This window comes from Mesorhizobium sp. M1312 (genome assembly GCF_040318115.1).
Lineage (GTDB): Bacteria > Pseudomonadota > Alphaproteobacteria > Rhizobiales > Rhizobiaceae > Mesorhizobium.
On the sequence record NZ_JAMYLQ010000035.1, the window covers coordinates 31077 to 51493 of the forward strand.

The 20417-nt window shown below is 63.5% G+C and carries 19 protein-coding genes; 11 read left to right on the forward strand and 8 right to left on the reverse strand.

Going from position 1 to position 20417, the window contains the following annotated elements; all coding sequences use genetic code 11:
- Window positions 1-149: 149 nt before the first annotated feature.
- Complete coding sequence (locus NKH36_RS29440; protein WP_352963198.1) at window positions 150-1166, forward strand: polyprenyl synthetase family protein; 1017 nt, start codon at window positions 150-152, stop codon at window positions 1164-1166.
- Window positions 1167-1205: 39 nt separating this feature from the next.
- On the opposite strand, the gene NKH36_RS29445 is transcribed toward NKH36_RS29440, so the two are convergent.
- The gene (locus NKH36_RS29445) at window positions 1206-1769 is read right to left on the reverse strand and encodes an MFS transporter (protein WP_352963197.1); all 564 of its coding nucleotides are present in this window, start codon (window positions 1767-1769) and stop codon (window positions 1206-1208) included.
- Window positions 1770-2080: 311 nt separating this feature from the next.
- Here NKH36_RS29445 and NKH36_RS29450 point away from each other — a divergent pair, with 311 nt between their 5' ends.
- The 3 genes from NKH36_RS29450 to glyS all read left to right on the forward strand — a co-directional run bounded on the left by NKH36_RS29450 (window position 2081) and on the right by glyS (window position 7918).
- Window positions 2081-3856, forward strand: coding sequence for a tetratricopeptide repeat protein (locus NKH36_RS29450; protein ID WP_352963260.1), 1776 nt, complete (start codon window positions 2081-2083; stop codon window positions 3854-3856).
- A 170-nt stretch (window positions 3857-4026) separates the two neighbouring features.
- The gene (locus NKH36_RS29455) at window positions 4027-5067 is read left to right on the forward strand and encodes a glycine--tRNA ligase subunit alpha (RefSeq protein ID WP_502912142.1); all 1041 of its coding nucleotides are present in this window, start codon (window positions 4027-4029) and stop codon (window positions 5065-5067) included.
- A 403-nt stretch (window positions 5068-5470) separates the two neighbouring features.
- Window positions 5471-7918: a glycine--tRNA ligase subunit beta gene (gene glyS / locus NKH36_RS29465; protein WP_352963196.1), complete on the forward strand. Its 2448-nt coding sequence runs from the start codon at window positions 5471-5473 to the stop codon at window positions 7916-7918.
- 40 nt (window positions 7919-7958) lie between these two features.
- Here glyS and NKH36_RS29470 read toward each other — a convergent pair whose 3' ends face one another.
- On the reverse strand, window positions 7959-8402 hold the full coding sequence (locus NKH36_RS29470) for a hypothetical protein (RefSeq protein ID WP_352963192.1): 444 nt from the start codon (window positions 8400-8402) through the stop codon (window positions 7959-7961).
- Window positions 8403-8562: 160 nt separating this feature from the next.
- On the opposite strand from NKH36_RS29470, the gene NKH36_RS29475 reads away from it, so the two are divergent.
- The 3 genes from NKH36_RS29475 (at window position 8563) to NKH36_RS29485 (ending at window position 11743) form a co-directional block, all read left to right on the forward strand.
- Window positions 8563-9543: an L-threonylcarbamoyladenylate synthase gene (locus NKH36_RS29475; protein WP_352963189.1), complete on the forward strand. Its 981-nt coding sequence runs from the start codon at window positions 8563-8565 to the stop codon at window positions 9541-9543.
- 18 nt (window positions 9544-9561) lie between these two features.
- On the forward strand, window positions 9562-10992 hold the full coding sequence (locus tag NKH36_RS29480; protein ID WP_352963188.1) for an FAD-binding oxidoreductase: 1431 nt from the start codon (window positions 9562-9564) through the stop codon (window positions 10990-10992).
- Window positions 10993-11176: 184 nt separating this feature from the next.
- The gene (locus NKH36_RS29485; protein ID WP_135935957.1) at window positions 11177-11743 is read left to right on the forward strand and encodes a DUF6101 family protein; all 567 of its coding nucleotides are present in this window, start codon (window positions 11177-11179) and stop codon (window positions 11741-11743) included.
- Here the strand turns inward: NKH36_RS29485 and ubiA are convergent, their stop codons facing one another.
- On the reverse strand, window positions 11744-12727 hold the full coding sequence (gene ubiA / locus NKH36_RS29490; protein ID WP_352963258.1) for a 4-hydroxybenzoate octaprenyltransferase: 984 nt from the start codon (window positions 12725-12727) through the stop codon (window positions 11744-11746).
- A gap of 161 nt (window positions 12728-12888) precedes the next feature.
- On the opposite strand from ubiA, the gene purD reads away from it, so the two are divergent.
- The gene (gene purD / locus NKH36_RS29495; RefSeq protein ID WP_352963186.1) at window positions 12889-14166 is read left to right on the forward strand and encodes a phosphoribosylamine--glycine ligase; all 1278 of its coding nucleotides are present in this window, start codon (window positions 12889-12891) and stop codon (window positions 14164-14166) included.
- A 10-nt stretch (window positions 14167-14176) separates the two neighbouring features.
- Here the strand turns inward: purD and NKH36_RS29500 are convergent, their stop codons facing one another.
- Together NKH36_RS29500 and NKH36_RS29505 are read right to left on the reverse strand one after the other, a co-directional pair.
- Window positions 14177-15280: a glycoside hydrolase family 25 protein gene (locus tag NKH36_RS29500; protein WP_502912138.1), complete on the reverse strand. Its 1104-nt coding sequence runs from the start codon at window positions 15278-15280 to the stop codon at window positions 14177-14179.
- A gap of 169 nt (window positions 15281-15449) precedes the next feature.
- Window positions 15450-15680 carry a hypothetical protein gene (locus tag NKH36_RS29505; RefSeq protein ID WP_352963185.1) on the reverse strand — a complete coding sequence of 77 codons (231 nt, stop codon included), beginning with the start codon at window positions 15678-15680 and terminating at the stop codon, window positions 15450-15452.
- Between the two features lie 208 nt (window positions 15681-15888).
- Here NKH36_RS29505 and NKH36_RS29510 point away from each other — a divergent pair, with 208 nt between their 5' ends.
- Both NKH36_RS29510 and NKH36_RS29515 read left to right on the forward strand, forming a co-directional pair.
- Window positions 15889-17658, forward strand: coding sequence for an acyl-CoA dehydrogenase family protein (locus tag NKH36_RS29510; protein ID WP_352963183.1), 1770 nt, complete (start codon window positions 15889-15891; stop codon window positions 17656-17658).
- Window positions 17659-17711: 53 nt separating this feature from the next.
- A complete protein-coding gene (locus NKH36_RS29515) occupies window positions 17712-18467 on the forward strand; it encodes a crotonase/enoyl-CoA hydratase family protein (RefSeq protein WP_352963181.1) in 756 nt (251 codons plus the stop codon).
- Window positions 18468-18511: 44 nt separating this feature from the next.
- On the opposite strand, the gene NKH36_RS29520 is transcribed toward NKH36_RS29515, so the two are convergent.
- The 3 genes from NKH36_RS29520 to pdxH all read right to left on the reverse strand — a co-directional run bounded on the left by NKH36_RS29520 (window position 18512) and on the right by pdxH (window position 19856).
- Window positions 18512-18805, reverse strand: coding sequence for a type II toxin-antitoxin system RelE/ParE family toxin (locus NKH36_RS29520; protein ID WP_352963179.1), 294 nt, complete (start codon window positions 18803-18805; stop codon window positions 18512-18514).
- On the reverse strand, window positions 18802-19047 hold the full coding sequence (locus tag NKH36_RS29525; RefSeq protein ID WP_352963176.1) for a CopG family ribbon-helix-helix protein: 246 nt from the start codon (window positions 19045-19047) through the stop codon (window positions 18802-18804). Before NKH36_RS29525 ends, NKH36_RS29520 begins: the two co-directional genes overlap by 4 nt.
- A gap of 191 nt (window positions 19048-19238) precedes the next feature.
- Entirely contained in the window at window positions 19239-19856 is a 618-nt protein-coding gene (gene pdxH / locus NKH36_RS29530) for a pyridoxamine 5'-phosphate oxidase (RefSeq protein WP_352963174.1), read from the reverse strand.
- A gap of 40 nt (window positions 19857-19896) precedes the next feature.
- Here pdxH and NKH36_RS29535 point away from each other — a divergent pair, with 40 nt between their 5' ends.
- The gene (locus NKH36_RS29535; RefSeq protein WP_352963171.1) at window positions 19897-20370 is read left to right on the forward strand and encodes an RT0821/Lpp0805 family surface protein; all 474 of its coding nucleotides are present in this window, start codon (window positions 19897-19899) and stop codon (window positions 20368-20370) included.
- The last annotated feature ends 47 nt before the right edge of the window (window positions 20371-20417 follow it).

Here is a 20417-nt window from a genome sequence, read left to right on the forward strand (position 1 = left end):
CAGGTTGCAGCGTCTATGTAAACGTGGGTGCCTCCCGTCGCCACCTCGACCGCGCCAAATCGCCTCTTGCCGTGCCTGTAGGTACCGCCCTAGAGTCTGCAGCGGTATCGGGGTGCCGTCGTGCGCGTGACTTAAGACGGGAGTTTGTCGTGGGTGTCGTTCTCAACATCGAAAACGGGAAGCGGGAAGCCGCATCCATCAAGGATCTTATCGATCTGACGGCGACGGATATGGGGCGCGTCAACAAATTGATCCTGTCGAAGGCCGGTTCCGACGTCGAGATGATCCCGGAGATTGCCAACCACCTGATTTCTTCGGGTGGCAAGCGGCTGAGGCCGATGCTGACGCTCGCCTCAGCCCAGATGTTCGGCTATTCCGGCGAGGGCCATGTCAAGCTCGCCACATCAGTCGAGTTCATGCATACGGCCACGCTGCTCCACGACGATGTCGTCGACGAGAGCGGCATGCGGCGCGGCAAGAAGACCGCCCGCATGATCTGGGGCAATCAGGCGAGCGTGCTGGTCGGCGATTTCCTGCTTGGCCAGGCTTTCCGCATGATGGTCGATGTCGGTTCGCTGGAAGCGCTCGACATCCTGTCCAGCGCCGCCTCGATCATTGCCGAGGGCGAGGTGATGCAGCTCGCCGCCGCCAAAAACCTCGAGACCACCGAGGATGAGCATTTCGCGGTGATCAAGGCCAAGACCGCGGCCCTGTTCTCCGCCGCCGCCGAGGTCGGTCCGGTCATCGCCCAGGCGACGCGAAACGATCGCGCGGCGTTGCGCTCCTATGGCATGAACCTCGGGCTTGCCTTCCAGCTGATCGACGATGCGCTGGATTATGGCGGTACCAGCAAGGATCTGGGCAAGAATGTCGGCGACGACTTCCGCGAAGGCAAGGTGACGCTGCCAGTGATCCTGGCCTACCGGCGCGGCACCAAGGCCGAGCGCACCTTCTGGAAGCGCGCCATCGAGGACAATGTCACCGACGACGCCGCGCTGGAAAAGGCGCTCGGGTTGATGACCCGCCACGGCGCGATCGCCGACACCATCGGGCGCGCCGGCCATTTCGGCGAGATCGCCCGCGACGCGTTGGCGCCGCTCGAAGCGACGCCGCAGAAATCGGCGCTGCTCGACGTCATCGATTTCTGCATCAGCCGGGTGAACTGAAAGACATCGCCGACATTTGGCCGGCACGGCACCTGCCCGTCATCTTGGTTTCCCCGGAAGAACCATTGCAGCGAGCAGGCTGAAAACGATGCCTGCCGCAGCGAGCCAGAAGGCGACCTGGATGCCATCGGCGACAGCGACCTTCAAGGCATCGCCCGTCAATCCGCCGACATGGCGGTGGGCAATCGCGATCAACACCGCCATGCCGATCGCATTGCCGACATTGAGCATGGTGGAGGCCATCCCCGACGCGACACCTTGCTCGTCATGGGAAACACCCGAAGCGGCGGCGATCCACAGGGCAGTCCAGACGATGCCTTGCCCGACGCCCGAGATGATCAAGCCGGGTACGAAGGACAGATAGCTGCTGTCGGCGTCTGCACCTGATACCATCAGGGCGGTCCCGGTCGCGCCGAAGACCATGCCGCCGACCAACGTGGCGCGTGTCGAAAAACGCGTTGCCAGACGTTCGCCGAATTGCGTGCCGGCCGCGATGGCGACTGATGGTACAAGGGACGCAAGACCGGCCTGCAAGGCGGTGAAGCCATGCACGTTCTGCAGCAGCACGGTGAGGAAGTAGGGCAGGGCACCGAAAGTCCCCATGTAGCGGCATCCTTCTGCACGGTTCCACGCATCATTCCGCTGCGGAAACTTTCGACGCCCGCCGCTTACGGATCGCTTACGGCATCGGGGTGCCGGTCCTGCAGCAGGACAAGCCGGCAGCGCGTCAGGCCGGCAAAGCGCGGTTGACGGTCGCAGTTGGGCGCTCCTGGCGTGGTTTTTAATCGCATGACCCGATTGTGAATTCGGGCCGGGTTGAAGCGTGACCCCAAAAAGGCCATGCTTTGCCTGGAAAAGATCGAGTGTACGGCGATCCCGCTGACGCGGGCATGGCTTTGACTGAAAGGGATACGATGCGGCAAGGATGTGCGCGCTGGCTGACAGGGCTGGCAATTGTGACGGGCATGGCGATCTCCGGTCTGCCTGCCCATGCCAAAGAGACCACTGAGCCAGTCAATATCACATCGTTCTCGGGGGCCTATCTTGCCGCGCGGGTCGCCGAAGGCGACAATGATCTCGACAGCGCCATCGCCTACTACAAGCAGGCACTCGCCTTCGCTCCCGGTGATACCTCGTTGCAGCAAAGCCTGATGCTGTCGCTGATCGCGCAAGGGCGCTTCGAAGAATCCCTGGTCTATGCCGACAAGCTCAAGACGGTTCCCGACGTCGAGCGGTTCTCGCGCCTGGCGCTGGCCGTCGGTTCCTTTCACAAGAAGGACTTTTCCAAGGCCGAATACTGGCTCAAGCTTTCGCTCGAATCCGATCTCGACCGGCTGATCTCCGGTATTATGACCGGCTGGGCCAAGCAGGGCGCCGGCGACCCCAGCGAGGCCATGGCCTCCATCGACAAGCTGCAGGGTCCGGACTGGTTCGGTCTCTTCAAATCCTTCCATCGCGCGCTGATTGCCGGTGCGTCGGGCCGGCCCGAAAAGGCGGACGCGATCTACGCCGCCACATTGCAGGACACCGCGACCGGTAGCGCCGCGCCCGAAACCTGGATGCGCAATGCGCAGGCCTATGCCGCCTTCCTTGCCCGCAAGGGCGACAAGGACAAAGCGCTGTCCGTGCTCGATCAGGCCGAGGCATTTGCACCCGGCAAGGTCGAGATATCAGCGCTTCGCGACAGGATCTCCAAGGGCGAGGAGGTCGAACCCTTCGTTGCCGGCCCGTCCGACGGCGCCTCGGAAATTCTGCTCGATCTCGCCACCGCGCTCAATCGCGGCGGCGGTGAGCCGTTCGTCCGCCTCTATCTGCAATATGCCCTGGCACTGCGGCCCGACAGCGACGCGGCCCTTGTCCAGCTCGCCGCCGTTTCCGAGCAGTTGAAGGACGGCGAGGGCGCCATCGCCTTCTATCGCCGCATCCCGGCCAGTTCGCCGCTGAAGCCGCTTTCGGAACTGCAGCTCGGCCTCAACCTTGCCGATCTCGACCGCTATGACGAGGCCATCGCCCATCTCAAGGCCCTCGTCGAAGCGCATCCCGACGATATGCGCGCCTATCAGGCGCTCGGTGGCGTCTATGCCTCGAAGGAGGATTTCCGCTCCGCGGCCGGTCTCTATGACAAGGCGGTGGCCGTGCTGAAGGCCCCGACCCGCGCCGACTGGAACATTTTCTACCAGCGCGGCATCGCCTATGAGCGGCTGAAGGAGTGGCCCAAGGCCGAGCCGAATTTCCGCAAGGCGCTGGAATTGTTCCCGGACCAGCCGCAGGTTCTGAACTATCTCGGCTATTCCTGGGTGGACATGAACATCAACCTCGAGGAAGGCCTTCAGATGATCCAGAAGGCCGTCGACCTCAGGCCGAGTGACGGCTACATCGTCGATTCGCTGGGCTGGGCCTATTTCCGCCTGGGCAGGTTTGAAGACGCTGTGCGCGAAATGGAGCGTGCCGTGTCGCTGAAGCCGGAAGATCCGGTGCTGAACGATCACCTCGGCGATGCCTATTGGCGTGTCGGCCGCAGGCTGGAAGCGACCTTCCAGTGGAATCAGGCCCGCGACCTGAAGCCGGACCCCGACGCGCTCGCCGCCTTGCAGCAGAAACTGCTGAAGGGTCTGCCGCCGATCGAATCCAACACGGCGCAGGAAACCCCGAAGGTCAAGCCCGAACCGGCGCCCGCGCCAAAGGGCTGACCCTTCGCCTTGACGCTTGGCGGGCGGCGCTCTAGAGCCTGATCCCGAACCGAAGGTCAGCGCAGCAAAAAGTTGCAGACTTTTCGCACAAGATCATGCGGCCTCATCCAACAGGTGCCGCATCCCGCCGCTCCGTCGAGGCCGCCGTGACCGTTGATATCCCAGCCGATATGCATCCCAGCCGCTCGTTCCAGGGGCTGATCCTGACCTTGCATAACTACTGGGCGGACTATGGCTGCGTCGTTCTCCAACCCTATGACATGGAAGTCGGCGCCGGCACGTTCCACCCGGCGACGACACTGCGCGCGCTCGGGCCAAAGCGCTGGAACGCGGCTTATGTGCAGCCTTCGCGCCGGCCCAAGGACGGGCGCTACGGCGAGAACCCGAACCGGCTGCAGCACTACTACCAATATCAGGTGATCCTGAAGCCGAACCCGCCTAATCTGCAGGAACTTTATCTCGGCTCGCTGGCGGCCATCGGCGTCGATCCGCTTCTGCATGACATCCGCTTCGTCGAGGACGACTGGGAAAGCCCGACGCTCGGCGCCTGGGGGCTGGGCTGGGAGTGCTGGTGCGACGGCATGGAGGTCTCGCAGTTCACCTATTTCCAGCAGGTCTGCGGCATCGAATGCGCGCCGGTGGCGGGCGAGCTCACCTACGGACTGGAGCGGCTGGCCATGTATGTGCAAGGCCTCGACAATGTCTACGACCTCAACTTCAACGGCCGCGAGGGCGCCGACAAGGTGACCTATGGCGACGTCTTCCTGCAGGCCGAGCAGGAATATTCGCGCCACAATTTCGAATTCGCCAATACGGCGATGCTGCTCCGGCATTTCGAGGACGCCGAAGCCGAGTGCAAGGCGCTGCTCGATGCCGGCGCGCCTTTCTCCCCCCTCGAGGGGGAGATGCCCGCGAGGGCAGAGGGGGTTGCCTCAGAAGGCACCGCAAGTAAGACGTCGAGCACTGTCCGAGCGACCCCTCCCGGCCAGACTTTGTCTGGCCGCCCTCCCCTCAAGGGGGAGGGGAACCACCGGATGGTGTTTCCCGCCTACGACCAGTGCATCAAGGCCAGCCACGTCTTCAACCTGCTCGACGCGCGTGGCGTGATCTCGGTCACCGAGCGGCAGAGCTATATCTTGCGGGTGCGCAATCTGGCGAAAGCCTGCGGCGAGGCGTTTTTGCTGACGCAGGCCGGCGGGCTAGCGGCTTAGCTCCAGAGACCGTTGGCGATTTCGACTGAAGCGCTGATTGGCAATACGCATTGGCCGCTGGAGCCAGCCATTGTCCGCAGCGCTTGCCTAACGCCGGGCATCGTGAACGTGCCATGAGCCTGCGCCGCGAAACAGGCGCTGAGCGCGAGGATCTGGAGGAATGTCGATGCCGTCTTCATGGTCGTTCAGCCAATAGTTCTCTGCCTGAGCGTTGGTCGCTTCAGCGCCGCGTTCGGTTCATGGAAATCTTTGACCCAAGGACGGATAGCCCCGCATCGACCCGACAGGCAGCGGAATATTTTTGGAAATCGTTGGTAGACACGCCGATTGCATGGGGAAGGGTGACAGCGGCCAGCCGAGTTGCTATGCCCCGCCCGGACCATTTGCCGCGTGAGCACAATCAATGCCCGACCTGCTTTTAGAACTCCGTTCGGAAGAGATTCCCGCGCGCATGCAGCGCAAGGCGGCGGGCGACTTGAAGAAGATGATGACGGACGGCCTGTTCGAGGCCGGGCTGACCTATGAGGCGGCGCGCGAATATTGGACGCCGCGCCGGTTGGCGCTCGACATTCGTGGCGTGACCGCGCGCTCGAAGGACATCAGCGAGGAGATCAAGGGACCCTCGACCAAGGCGCCCGAACCGGCGGTCCAGGGTTTTCTGCGCAAGGCCGGGCTTTCCTCGATCGCCGAGGCGCATGTCCATGCCGATCCGAAGAAGGGCGACTTCTATGTCGCCCATATCGCGAAGCCGGGCCGGGCGGCGGAAGAAATCATCGCCGAACTGGTGCCGGGGATCATCCGCGGCTTTCCATGGCCGAAATCGATGCGCTGGGGGTCGGCCTCGGCGAAACCCGGATCGTTGCGCTGGGTGCGGCCGCTGCAATCCATCCTCTGCACCTTCGGCCCGGAGACCGAGGAGCCGGTTGTCGTCGACTTCGAGATCGACGGCATCCGCTCGGGCAATGTCACCTACGGCCACCGTTTTCATGCGCCGGACGCGATCACCGTGCGCCGTTTCGAAGACTATGCCGCCAAGCTGGAGACGGCGATGGTCGTGCTCGACGCCGACCGGCGCAAGGAGATCATTCTTTCCGACGCCAGGAATCTCGCTTTCGCCAACGGGCTCGACCTTGTCGAGGACGAGGGGCTGCTCGAGGAAGTCTCAGGCCTGGTCGAATGGCCTGTCGTGCTGATGGGCGAATTCGAGCAGGACTTTCTCGCCATTCCAGCCGAGGTGATCCGGCTGACCATCCGCGCCAACCAGAAGTGCTTTGTGACGCGGCCGCAGGACGTCGGTGAAGCGCTTTCCAACCGCTTCATCCTGACCGCCAATATCGAAGCAAGCGACGGCGGCAAGGAGATCGCCCACGGCAACGGCAAGGTGGTGCGCGCCCGCCTGTCCGACGCGCTCTATTTCTGGAAGACCGACCAGGGCGACCTGCCCGACCTCGACCAGTTGCAGGCATCGGCGGAAAAGTTCGGGCTCGTTCTCAAGAAGCCGCTTGACCAGCGTATGGCCCGCCTCGACCATCTCGGCGTGACGTTCCATGCCAAGCTCGGGACGCAGGGTGAGCGGGTTGAGCGGATTAAGAGGCTGGCTGGCGAGATCGCTGACACCTTGTCGAAGCAGCCGAATTTCTTCGATGGCAAGCTTCTGTCCGCCGACGATCTGAACGTCGAGCAGAAATATCTCCGCGAGCGCGCCGAGCGTGCTGCCGTCCTGGCTAAAGCCGATCTCACCACCGAAGTGGTCGGCGAGTTCCCGGAATTGCAGGGCGCCATGGGTCGCAAATATGCGTTGCTGCAGGGCGAGCATCCTTCGGTAGCAGCGGCCATCGAGGAACACTACAAGCCGCAGGGCCCGTCGGATCGCGTGCCGACCGATGCGGTTTCGATTGCCGTCGCACTGGCGGACAAGCTCGACACCTTGGTGGGATTCTGGGCGATCGATGAAAAGCCGACGGGGTCGAAGGATCCATTTGCGCTGCGAAGAGCGGCGTTGGGAGTGATCAGGATTTTGGTTGAAAATGGGGTGAGGCTGGAATTGGTCGACAGCTTGGAATCCCAAATTCCGGCAGTCCATCGAGCCATGAAGAATTCCGCTCCAAACCTTTCGATTGGGAGGGGAATGCGGCAGGTAGCAGGCAGGAAAGTTGGCGTCGAGGTGATCGACCTCCTTGCCTTCTTCCACGACCGCCTGAAGGTTTATCTGCGCGACCAAGGTGCCCGGCACGACCTCATCGACGCTGTACTGGCGGCGGGTTCGCGCCCAATCTCCCCCCTAGAGGGGGAGATGTCGGCGAAGCCGACAGAGGGGGGCGCTGTCCCGCCATCGTCTCAAAATTCTGCCGGGGAAGGGCGCTCTACGGCGCCCCCCTTCGCCCTGCCGGGCATCTCCCCCACAGGGGGGGAGATCGGCCAATCGTCCAATGACGATCTCCTTCAAATCGTCCGCCGCGTCCAAGCGCTTGGCTCCTTCCTCGACACCGAGGACGGCAAGAACCTGCTTGCCGGCACCAAGCGTGCGGCCAACATCCTGGCCGCCGAGGAGAAGAAGAAAACGACGGTTGCCGAACGTGTTGAGCCGGCTCTATTCCGGGAAGATGCCGAGAAAGCGCTGTTTGCCGCGGTGAATCAGGCCGAGAGAGAAGCCGGCGAAGCGATTCAAAACCAAGACTTTTCCGCCGCCATGCTGACGCTTAGCGCGTTGCGTGAACCGGTTGATTCATTCTTTGAACGCGTTCTTGTGAATGATGAGGACCAGGCCGTGCGCGCCAACCGCCTGGCACTGCTGGCACGCATCCGGGCGGCGACTGACCAGGTTGCGGATTTCTCGAAAATCGCCGGCTGAGGCTTGGCAATTAGGCGAGCGTCGTCCTGGCCTCGAACCGCTATCTGGCCTGGTCGATCTCGGGAATGGGCGCCGGCTGCGGCGTTGCGGGCTCAGGCGGGCTGTTCGTCGCCGTTATCTTTTTGTCGGATCTGGTGGCCGCCCCAGGTGCTGCGGCAGGTGCGGCGCTGGGAGCCGGCTTTGCGAAGGCGTCGCCGACGATGCCGCCGCGAATGATCATCGGGCTTTGCATGAAATCATGCTTGGGCTTGGGCTGGCTCGGAATCGCAGCAACTTTTTCATAGGTGACATCGGGCACTGGTTCGCCGAGCGCCACGATCGATGGCGTCGAGGAGCTCTCAGCCACCTTCACCGGTTCAGGCGCGCCGAGCCTGATGACGGACGGCGTCGAGGATGGTGCACTAAGAACAACGAAGGACGAAGCCTTTGCTCCGCCCGCCGCCAGCGTGAGACCAAGCGCTCCCAGGATACGCACCCAGACCATGACAAATTCCCCTTGCCCAACAAGCCGGCAACATATCGTGCGGGAATTGATGCGGGCTTGCGGGGAAAGATAGCATTTTAGCGATTGGTAATTCGCTAACCCCCGGACTTGCCCCGTAAACGCCACCGTATTACGCACCCACATCTGTGAGGTGATGAGAGTGGCTGAGATACTTGCCGCCGGCGAGGCGATGGAGCGGGCGCTGGCGCTGCTCGAAGGCGGCGATGTCGTCGCCATTCCGACGGAAACCGTCTACGGGCTGGCCGCCAACGCCACCAATGGCGCTGGCGTGGCGCGCATCTTCGAGGTCAAGGGCCGGCCGCGCTTCAACCCGCTGATCGCCCATGTCGCCGATCTGGCGATGGCCGAGCGCATCGCACTGTTCGACCCGCTGTCGAAAAGACTGGTGCAGACATTCTGGCCGGGACCGCTGACGCTGGTGCTGCCGCAGCGGCCTGGCAACGGCATTCATCCGCTGGTCACGGCCGGGCTCGATACGATTGCGCTGCGCATGCCGAAAGGCTTTGGCGGCGAACTGATCGCCAGGCTCGGCCGCCCGCTTGCAGCGCCCAGCGCCAATTCTTCAGGCAGGATCAGCGCAACGACGGCCGAGGCGGTGGCGGCGGATCTCGGTGCAAAAATCAAGCTGGTGGTCGATGGCGGCGCGACGTCGGTCGGGCTCGAATCGACGATCGTCAAGATCGAGGGCGGAAAGCTGCGGCTGCTGCGGCCCGGAGGCATTGCCGCCGAGGAGATCGAAGCGGCCGCCGGCATGACGCTGCTGCGCGGTGCGGCGGGCATCGAGGCGCCGGGCATGCTCGCCTCGCACTACGCGCCGGGTGCTGCGGTGCGGGTCAACGCCGCAAAAGTCGCAAAGGGCGAAGCCTTGCTGGCGTTCGGCCCCCGCCGAGCCGAAGGCTGGCAAGGTGCTGCCGCCTTGCGCAACCTGTCCGAAACCGGCGACCTCCGCGAGGCGGCGGCCAACCTCTTTGCCCACATGCAGGATCTCGATCGCAGCGGCGCCAAGACAATCGCCGTCGAGCCGATCCCGTTCGATGGGCTGGGCGAGGCGATCAACGACCGGCTTTCGCGCGCCGCCGCCCCTCGTGACCAGGCCGCCCCGCGTGACAAGATCGATTGAGCACCATAGTTTCCACCTATGAACGACATATCCCGGGATATCGACCCCGCCCTGATCGACCGCTTTGCGGCCATCGTCGGCGACAAATATGCGCTTCGCGACCAGCAGGATATCGCGCCCTACCTCGCGGAGAGGCGCGGCCGGTGGCATGGCCGAACGGCGCTGGTTCTGAGGCCCGGCAGCGTCGACGAGGTCAGCCGCATCATGCGGGTGGCGACCGAGACGGGAACGCCGGTCGTGCCGCAAAGCGGCAACACCGGGCTGGTCGGCGCGCAGGTGCCGGATATGTCCGGCCGCGAGATCGTGCTGTCGCTGTCGCGGCTGAACCGCATCCGCGAGATCGACGTCCTGTCCAACACGGTCACCGTCGAGGCCGGCGTCATCCTGCAGACGCTGCAGGAAGCGGCCGATGCCGCCGACCGGCTGTTTCCGCTGTCGCTTGCCGCGCAAGGCTGCTGCCAGATCGGCGGCAATCTCTCTTCCAATGCCGGCGGCACCGGCGTTCTTGCCTACGGCAATGCGCGTGAGCTCTGCCTCGGCGTCGAAGTGGTGCTGCCGACCGGCGAGGTGTTCGACGATCTGCGCAAGTTGAAAAAGGACAACACCGGCTACGATCTGAAGAACCTGTTTGTCGGCGCTGAAGGCACGCTCGGCGTCATCACCGCCGCCGTGCTCAAGCTTTTCCCCAAGCCCAAGGGGCGCGAGGTGGCCTTTGCCGGCCTGTCGTCACCTGAGGCGGCACTGTCTCTGTTCAGCCTGGCGATGGATCGCGCCGGGGCCGCACTCACCGCTTTCGAACTGATCGGACAGAGGCCCTACGATTTTACGCTTCTGCACGCGCCAGGCGTCGTGCGGCCGCTGTCCGGGGATTGGCCGTGGTATGTGCTGATGCAGATCTCGTCGGGGCGCTCGGCGGAGGATGCGAGGGGCCTGATCGAGGAGGTGCTCTCAGCCGGCCTCGAGCAGGGGATCGTCGGCGATGCGGTGATTGCGGCGAGCATCGCGCAGGGCGATGCCTTCTGGAATTTCCGCGAGGTGCTGCCCGAGGCGCAGAAGCCCGAAGGCGCCTCGATCAAGCACGACATCTCGGTGCCGGTGGCGGCCATCTCGCAATTCATCGAAAGGGCGGCCTGCGCCGTTCAGTCGGTCAGCCCCGGTGCGCGCGAGGTGTGTTTCGGCCACATGGGCGACGGCAATCTCCACTACAATATCTCCCGGCCGGTCGGCGGCGATGACGAGGCATTTCTCGGGCTCTATCACGTCATGAACAAGGCCGTGCACGATGTCGTGCGCAGCTTTCACGGCTCGATCTCGGCAGAGCACGGCATTGGCCAGCTGAAGCGGGATGAATTGATCGCGACAGCGCCGCCGATGGCGATCGATTTGATGCGCAGGGTGAAGACGGCCTTCGACCCGGCCGGCATCATGAATCCCGGTAAGGTTATCTGATCCTTTCGCCGTCTTGTGAATGGTTGCATTCCGATAACCATCCCCCTGAGATCAGCAAAATTTAACCGACTTTCTTAAGCGCTGCGATAAGAAGCCCGCGCTAATGTTTCTCCACAACGAGGCTGGAAAAACCGGCCCGGAGAACCGGAAGACCGGCTCTCAGGAGAGACAGGAAAGGCACAATATGAACACTGGACTGAAGCCAGTCTGGGCCGGGCGCAACATGCGTCTCGACCCATTCCGCCTGCCGCAGGTGGTGAGCTACGCCACGCGCGACGATTATGGCGACGTTACCTTCACCATCGACCATCGTGGCGCCGTCATTCGCCGCATGCTGGAGATGAGCGGCGTGCCGGCGTTCATCGCTCTGCCCGCCAACGCGTTTCGTGGCGTGGCCGCCCGCGCGATGGAGGATCCGGATGGCAATGTCACGGTGACGCTGGAGCTTCTGCACAATGATCCGATGCTGTCGGTGCCCCTGCTGGTGGCCGACGATCTCGAGGATGTCGCCGCCGACTGGCGCGCCTGGGCCGATGCCTACCGTCTGCCGATGCTTCTGATCGAATCGGACGGCATCGCCCGCACGCTGGAGGAATCGCTTGGCGCCGCCATCAAGACATTGCCGGCGCAGAACCGTCGCAAGGGTCGGGTTTCGACGACGCGTCGTCCGCGCTTCCTCGCTCGCCGCAGGGCCGGCGACCTCGGCCTCAGGCTGGTGATTGGCGGCCAGGAGATCATTTCGCGCGAATAGCTACACCAGCGGCTTTAGCGCCACCCACAGCGCACCGCCGATCAGGCCAAGGAAGATCAGCCAGCCGACCTGGTTGTTCGACCTGAACAAAAGCATGCACTGGTCCGGATCGTCGATGTCCAGCACTGCTATCTGCCGCGCCATATGGGCGCCGGCGGCGATCAGCCCGGCTAGCGCCGGCACCGGCGCCTGCGCCGACGCGAAGGCAATGGCGAAGCAAACCAGCGCCCCGCCATAAAGCCCGACGAGCCAGGTCTTGGTGTTGTCGCCGAACAGGCGTGCGGTCGAGCGCACGCCGACGATGGCGTCGTCCTCCTTGTCCTGATGCGCATAGATCGTATCGTAGCCGATCACCCACAGGATCGAGCCGATATAGAGCATGACGGGCGGGCCATCGAGATCGCCGAACTCGACCGCCCATCCCATCAGCGCACCCCAGGAAAAAGCAAGGCCGAGAACCAGTTGCGGCCAGTTGGTATACCGCTTCATGAATGGGTAGATGGCGACGACGGCGAGCGAGCAGATGCCGAGCAGGATGGCAAAGCCGTTGAACTGCAAAAGCACAGCGAGTCCAATCAAGGCCTGGATAACGAGAAACGCCCAGGCCTGCCGGCGCGTGACCTTTCCCGCCGGCAGCGGCCGCGAGCGCGTACGTTCCACCTGGTTGTCGATGTCCTGGTCGACCAGATCGTTATAGGTGCAGCCGGCGCCGCGCATGGCGATGGCTCCGATCAGGAACAGCACGAGATACCATGGCGCTGGCAGCAGCGTGAGCAGTGGATCAGTCGGGCGTGGATAGGCACTCGCGGCAAGGGCTGCCGACCACCAGCACGGCCACAACAACAACTGCCAGCCGATCGGCCGGTCCCACCGGGCAAGCTGCGCATAGGGCCACAGCCAGCGCGGCAGAATGCGATAAACCCAGTGGCCGCTCGGCGCATCGGCGACGCGGCCCTGGGCAGCTTTCGATTGGAGGGGTTCCATCGTGCTGAAGTGGCAGCAGCGGCGAACGCCGTCAAGCATCAAGCAGGCCGACCTATTCCCGTTCCCGTGTGGAATTGCTCTCAAACTCTCCCAAATGTCTTGACCCGTTGTCCGGGGCGCAATAGCGCAGTCCTGATCGTGGAATGGCAAGGGATCTGGGCATGCGTGTTTTGTTGATCGGCTCCGGCGGCCGCGAACATGCGCTGGCCTGGAAGATCGCGGCCTCGCCCCTGCTGACGAAGCTTTACGCGGCGCCGGGCAATCCAGGCATCGGCCAAGAAGCCGAGCTGGTGACGTTAGACATTGCCGATCATGCGGCGGTGGCCCGGTTCTGCACGGAGAAAAAGATCGACCTCGTCGTGGTCGGGCCGGAAGGACCGCTGGTCGACGGCATTGCAGACGACCTCCGCGCTGAAAACATCCGCGTCTTCGGCCCGTCCAGGGCGGCGGCGCGGCTGGAAGGCTCGAAGGGTTTCACCAAGGACCTTTGCGCGAAATACGATATCCCGACCGCCGCCTATGGCCGTTTCGGCGACCTGGCGTCGGCCAGGGCCTATGTCGAAAAGACGGGCGCGCCGATCGTCATCAAGGCCGACGGCCTCGCCGCCGGCAAGGGCGTCACGGTCGCGATGACGTTGGCCGAGGCGCTGGCCGCACTCGATGCCTGTTTCGACGGGTCCTTCGGGCAGGCCGGCGCGGAGGTGGTGGTCGAGGAGTTTCTCACCGGGGAGGAGGCGAGCTTCTTTTGCCTGTGCGACGGTGTCACCGCGCTGCCGTTCGGCACCGCACAGGACCACAAGCGCGTCGGCGACGGCGACATCGGCCCGAACACCGGCGGCATGGGCGCCTATTCGCCGGCCCCGGTGATGACGCCGGAGATGATCGATCGCACCGTGCGCGAAATCGTCGAGCCAACCATGCGCGGCATGGCCGAACTTGGCGCGCCGTTTTCCGGCGTGCTGTTTGCCGGGCTGATGATATCAGGCGAGGGGCCGAAACTGATCGAATACAACACCCGTTTCGGCGACCCGGAATGCCAGGTGCTGATGATGCGGCTGAAGGACGATCTCCTGGTCTTGCTCAACGCTTCTGCCGACGGGCAGCTTGCACATACCTCAGTGCGCTGGCGCAACGAGGCGGCGCTCACCGTGGTGATGGCGGCAAGGGGCTACCCCGGCACGCCGGAAAAGGGCTCGGTCATCCGCGGCGTCGAAGAGGCCGCGGGCGATGGCGTCGAGATCTTTCACGCCGGCACCGCCATCGACAGCGGCGCGCTGGTCGCCAATGGCGGCCGTGTGCTCGACGTCACGGCTGTCGGCGGCACGGTCGGCGAGGCGCAGAGACGAGCCTATGCCGCGCTCGACCGGCTCGATTGGCCGCAAGGCTTCTGCCGCCGCGACATCGGCTGGCAGGCCGTGGCCCGCGAGCAGGCGCGCTGACCAACAACGGTTAGCGCGGGCTACGGTCTAACTCGGTCGACGCGGTGCTGACCGGATCGGTGGGCGCGACTTCAACGGCCGATGCGGAGGGCTTATCCTTTCGAAGCCACGCCACATAGTCGGCGATCCGGCGCGGAAGACGCAGCGCTGTCCCTACGGCAGGCATTTGCAAGCTGCCGCGGAACTTGGACCAGCCCGCGCTGAACGCGGCGACCAGCTCGGTGAAGCTCGGCGGCGGCGCAACGGTGGCGTAGGTAAGGGCGCCATTGCCGGCCAGCCCGGCTTCACGCGAGAGAGGCACCGGTATCGAGGCGAGGTAATCCGGCTGCGCGTCGATCAGGCCGCCAAAGGGCCAATGCGCGCGCAATGTGGCGGCATCCATCGGTGCGACATTAACGTCAATGTCGTTGGGTGTGCCAGCCACCCGGTAGGGGCAGCGGAACCGGCCGCAATTGGCTTTTGCCGAAAACTGCCAGAGTGCGTAGCGTTGCCAGTTGCCCATCGGAAAATGCACGCCGATGTCCGGCTTGTAGCGCGCATACCAGAGCGGCAGCCGCGACAGGAGCCGGTATTTGTACTTGTTGTCGGCGATGTGCTTGGCGGTCTTGCCGTTGGTATAGAGCACCGGAAAGCGGCCCAGCCGCCGATGCACATGGCGGACGAATTCCTCTGCATCCTCGAGCGACATCCATTTCGTGGGGTCGTCATCCTCGATGTCGAGGGCAAGCAGGTCATCCGGACCAGGTTTCGCGAAATTGATAAAATTATTTGCCTGTCCCACCGGGTTGCCGGGGCGGGCGAGATGATAGGCGCCCCATTTCAGGCCGAGCGCCTTGGCCACCACCTTGCGCGTCTGGAACAGTTCCTGTGCCACCGCATGGCGCTTCCACAGCGCCTTGCAGAGCCGCGTCTCGGTCTCGTCGCCGAAACAGAAATAGGCTGGCGGCATCCCGTCGGACGCCTTGTTGATGAAGCCGACGATCCGCTTGTCGGTCGCAAGTTCAGCCCAATCGATGGAATTGTATTCGTAGGCGTCGATCACCAGCGCCCGGTCGGCAGCCTTCCACGGCGCGGAGAAATCCGAGGCTTGTGTCGGCTCCAACGCCATTGTCATCGCGGTCGCGACGACGAGAAGTCCTAGGCGGCGGAGAGGGTGCGCCGGCGGCTTCAAACAGCAGATCCTTGCTGGCCAAAGCTTAATCCTGAACCGCCATGGTTAAGGAAATGCTTTCGGTGGCCCGAGGCGACCGTCGCGATTGTGCCGGGGATGGCTTTGCTGGTCATCAACGGAGGGAGAGCGGCTGGAACGGGTCGGGCGCCGGCGCTTGCGCCAGCGTTCCCTCAGCCTCGCGCTTGCGGTGATGGGCCAGCGAGCATTGCGGCGAACACAGAATGCCGCGATCCGACCAATAGGCGGCGCCGTCGTCGATCTTGCCCCGATGGTGCCAAAAACCTGCCGCTCGATAGGGCAGGCCGCATTCGATGCAGCGATAGGCGTCAGGTCTGGCGAGCACGGGCGGTCCAATCCGGTATTCTTGATCTGTCGCCGGTCGACTTGTCCGGCTTTTTTCGATTTTAGCGTGAACAGCTCCAATTGCAAAATCCGCGTGACAAAATTTGACGTTTACGTAAAAGAAGGTTGGAGAGGCGACCCAAAAGCGAATGGTTTTGTGTCGGCACGGATATTAAGTTGCCCTGCCGGACAGAGGAGGAGCGAGCGGCATGTATCGGGCACCGGTCGAGGAAATCGCCTTCACGCTGAAGCATGTGGCCGGCCTGAAGCCAGCGCTTGACGCCGGCACCTTTGGCGATCTTGGCGAAGACATCGTCGACGCCATTCTGGCGGAAGCCGGCCGGTTCGCCACAGAGGAGGTCGCGCCCCTCTACAAGATCGGCGATGAACAAGGCGCGGTGCTGAGCAGCGCTGCCGTCACCATGCCGCCCGGCTGGAAGGCGCTTTATCGCCGCTGGATCGACGGCGGCTGGAACGCGCTGGCCGCACCGGAGGAATTCGGCGGCCAGGCGCTGCCGACCATGCTTGGCGTCGCCGCGCTCGAAATGTGGAATTCCGCCGCCATGGCCTTCGGCATCGGCCCGACGCTGACCATGGGCGCGGTCGAAGCACTCGACAAGCACGCCTCACCGGCGCTGAAGGCCAAATACCTGGAAAAACTCGTCTCCGGCGAATGGATGGGCACGATGAACCTGACTGAGCCGCAGGCGGGCTCGGATCTGAATGCCTTGCGCGCCCGCGCCGAGCCGGCCGGCGACGGCACCTACCGCATCTTCGGCCAGAAGATTTTCATCACCTATGGCGAGCACGATTTCACCGACAACATCATCCATCTGGTGCTGGCGCGGCTGCCGGACGCGCCGGCCGGCACGCGTGGCCTTTCGCTGTTCCTGGTGCCGAAATTCCTTGTCGGCGACGATGGCGCGCTGGGCGCACGTAACGACGTCTTCTGCTCGGGGCTGGAGCACAAATTGGGTATCCACGCCTCGCCGACCTGCACAATGATCTATGGCGATGGTTTCGAAGGGATCACCCCTGGCGCGATCGGCTGGCTGATCGGCGAGGAAAACAAGGGCCTCGCCTGCATGTTCACCATGATGAATAATGCGCGGCTCGCCGTCGGCATGCAGGGGGTGGCAGTCGCCGAAACGGCCACGCAGAAGGCGCTCGCCTATGCCAATGACCGCCGGCAAGGCAAGGCTGCAAGCTATGATGGCAACGGCATGGCGCCGATCGTCCATCACCCGGACGTGCAGCGCAATCTCCTGACTATGAAGGCGATGACCCAGATTGCGCGCTCCATCAGCTATTCCTGTGCACATGCCATTGACCACGCGCGGGTATCCGTCGGCGATGAAGCCGCCCACTGGCAGGAGCGTGCCAATCTGTTGACGCCACTGGCCAAGGCCTTTTCCACCGATGTCGGCGTTGAGGTCGCCTCGCTCGGGCTGCAGGTTCATGGTGGCATGGGTTTCATCGAGGAGACCGGTGCGGCAGCACTTTATCGCGACGCGCGCATCGCGCCGATCTACGAAGGCACCAACGGCATCCAGGCGATCGACCTGATGGTGCGCAAGCTGCCGCTTGGCGGTGGCGAGCATGTGCATGGTTACATCGCCGAATTGAAAGCCGTCGCCAATCAGGTGCGGACCTCCAATCTTCAAGGTTTTGGCCGCACCGCCGACGGTCTCGACCAGGCGCTCGACGACCTCGGCCAAGCGACGCGTTTCCTGCAAGGGCTGCTTGCCGACGGGCGCTCGGACGAGGCGCTGGCCGGTGCGACGCCGTATCTGCGACTGATCTCGCTTGCGGCGGGCGGGGCCTATCTGGCACGCGGCGCGCTTGCCGACCAAAGCCGCATCGCCCTTTGCCGTTTCTTCGCCGAAAACCTTCTTGGCGAGGCGGGCGCGCTGAAGGAGCGCGTCATCGGCGGCGCCGAAAGCCTTGCCGCTGCCGGCAAGACACTGATTTCTGCCTGACAGCAACAAGGTTGCCGTTTCACAAAAGCCCGACGTTTCACAAAGGATAACCCGTGACAGACCATATCCTCGTCGAGCGCCAGGGCGCTATCCAGATCATCCGCATGAACCGTCCGGACAAGAGGAACGCCTTGACGCGCGCCATGTATGCGAAAATGTCGGCGGCGCTTGCCGAGGGCGACGCCGATCCGGCGATCCGCGTCCATGTCTTCTTCGGCGTTTCAGGCGCCTTCTCGTCCGGCAACGACCTTGCCGATTTCATGGTCGTCGCCACCGGCGGCGAGGGCGGCACCGAGGTCTGGGATTTCCTGATGGCACTGGCCAGGACGGAAAAGCCCATGGTTTCCGGCGTCGATGGCATCGCGGTCGGCATCGGCACCACACTCAACCTGCATTGCGACCTGACCTTCGCCACGCCGCGCACAATGTTCCGCACGCCCTTCGTCGATCTCGGCTTGGTCCCCGAGGCGGGGTCGAGCCTGCTTGCGCCGCAGATTCTCGGCCGGCAAGGCGCCTTCGCGCTGCTTGGCCTCGGCGAAGGTTTTTCTGCCGAGCGGGCGAAAGCTGCCGGACTGATCTACGCGGTGGTCGAGGAGAACGAGCTCGAAGCTTCCGTCCTGGCAGCGGCCAGTCAGATCGCGGCCAAGCCGCCGCAAGCGCTGAAGATCGCGCGTGACCTAATGCGCGGCTCGCGTGAAGATCTTGTTGCCCGCATCGGCCAGGAAAGCGAGCATTTCCGCGAGCGGCTCAAATCCGACGAGGCCCGCGCGGCCTTGATGGCCTTCATGGCCAGGAAGAAGGTAGGCTGAAGGCGGTGTGTTCTGATGACGCAGGCCCGTGAGATTGGGCGATTTTAGAGGGCCTGCGGCCACCGTTGGGCAGCATGCATGACGGTGAGGACTTCGACAGTGTCGCCGTTGACGCGATAGGGCACGATATACGCAATATCGACCAAAACGAGCTCTCGCGTCGCCTTGATGCGCCCGACGCGCCCCATGGCCGGTTGCTCGGCGAGATGTTCTGCCGCCGTCACGATGCGCGCAATGACTCGGGCGGCCGCCTCGGGGTTGTCCTTCTCGATGGGTGCGCCGATTTCCTCAAGCCGATTCAGCGCCCGCTTGGTCCAGCGGATTCTTTTGCGGCTCATCCTTGGCGGGCGGACTTGACGTATTTTCCGACAACAGCAGCTACATCACGGTCACTGGCAAAATCGCCGCGCTCGGCTTCGGCCAACCCGGCCCCTATCTCGGCGAGTTGCCATTCCTCACGGGCTACAAAGTCCTCAATAGCCTGCGCAGCCACATAGGAGCGCGAGCGGTCGAGCTTTTCGGCAAGCTGATCAAGCCTGTTTGCGGTTTCGTCCGGGACACGCACGGTAAAAGCAGTCATGCTCATAACTTTCCTTGGTTCACTATGAATATTGGTGAACCAAGGTGGTTCGTCAAGGATTGCCCAGGAGTATCCCTGGGGCACCCCCTGACGTCAGTTACCTCAACGCCCGCCGGCGCCGTGTATTGGCGATGCCAATTTGCCGCGCGTCCAGTTCTCCCCTTGGTGAAGCTGCTTAAGGGACCATCCCATCAGGGATAAAGCCTCGTCTTGTCCCAACCGCCCTTTGCGTTGCGGGAAAAGACGACGCGGTCGTGCAGCCGGAAAGGCCGGTCGTGCCAGAACTCGATCGTCTGCGGCACGATACGGAAGCCCGACCAGTGTTTGGGCCGTGGGATCTCGCCGATTGCATAGCGCGCCGTGTATTCGGCAACGGCTTTTTCCAGTGCGAAGCGGCTCTCCAGCGGCCGCGATTGCTTCGACGCCCAGGCGCCGATGCGGCTGCCGCGCGGGCGCGTCGCATAATAGGCGTCAGCTTCAGCCTCGGTGACGATCTCCACCGGCCCGCGCACGCGAACCTGCCGGCGCAGCGATTTCCAGTGGAAGCACATCGCCGCCTTCATGCTGCCAAGAATCTCACGGCTCTTGGCGCTCTCGAAATTCGTGTAGAAGACAAATCCGCTTTCATCGAACCCCTTGAGCAGCACCATCCGCACATTCGGCATGCCCTCGGCATCGACGGTCGCCAGCGCCACGCTGTCGGGATCGTTGATCTCACTCTTCGTCGCGTCGTCAAGCCATGCGGCAAAGAGGCGGAATGGCTCGGCAGCCTCGGTAAAGTCACCGCTTGTTAACTCAGTTTCGCTCATAGTTTTCCCAAATTCTATTGCCGGCTGGGGAGATTGCCGATTGTCGCGTATCGCGCAACCTTTTGACAGCAGGCAATGGAGCCTTATTGCTTCGGCCAGCGCCCAGGCTGCGGTCAAGATCGCGATCGTGCTGGTAGCCTTGCCGCTTGCCGGCTGCGGTGCCGGCGGCTTCAGTTTGGAGCAGGCGGAGGTCGACCGTACGATCCTGACCAGCAGCACGCCTGCTGCTGCCTCGCCGATCGATCAGGATCGCGCCTCGGACCAGGCGACGATCCGCAACGCGGTGTCTTCCGCCGATATCCAGGAACTGGGCGGGCAGGCCGTTCCCTGGGCGAATTCCGACACCGGGTCGCGCGGCTCGATCACCGAACTGGCGGAGTCTAGGGACAACGGCCAGCTTTGCCGCCACTTCACCGCGTCGCGCGAAAGCTTCGACGGCGTAGCCCTGTTCAAGGGCGAGGTGTGCCTGGCCGGCGCCGGCGCCTGGCGGATGCAGGACTTCAAAGCGCTCTGATTTTCCGCCATCATATGACCGCGCGCCACTGGAATTTGTTCCTATGC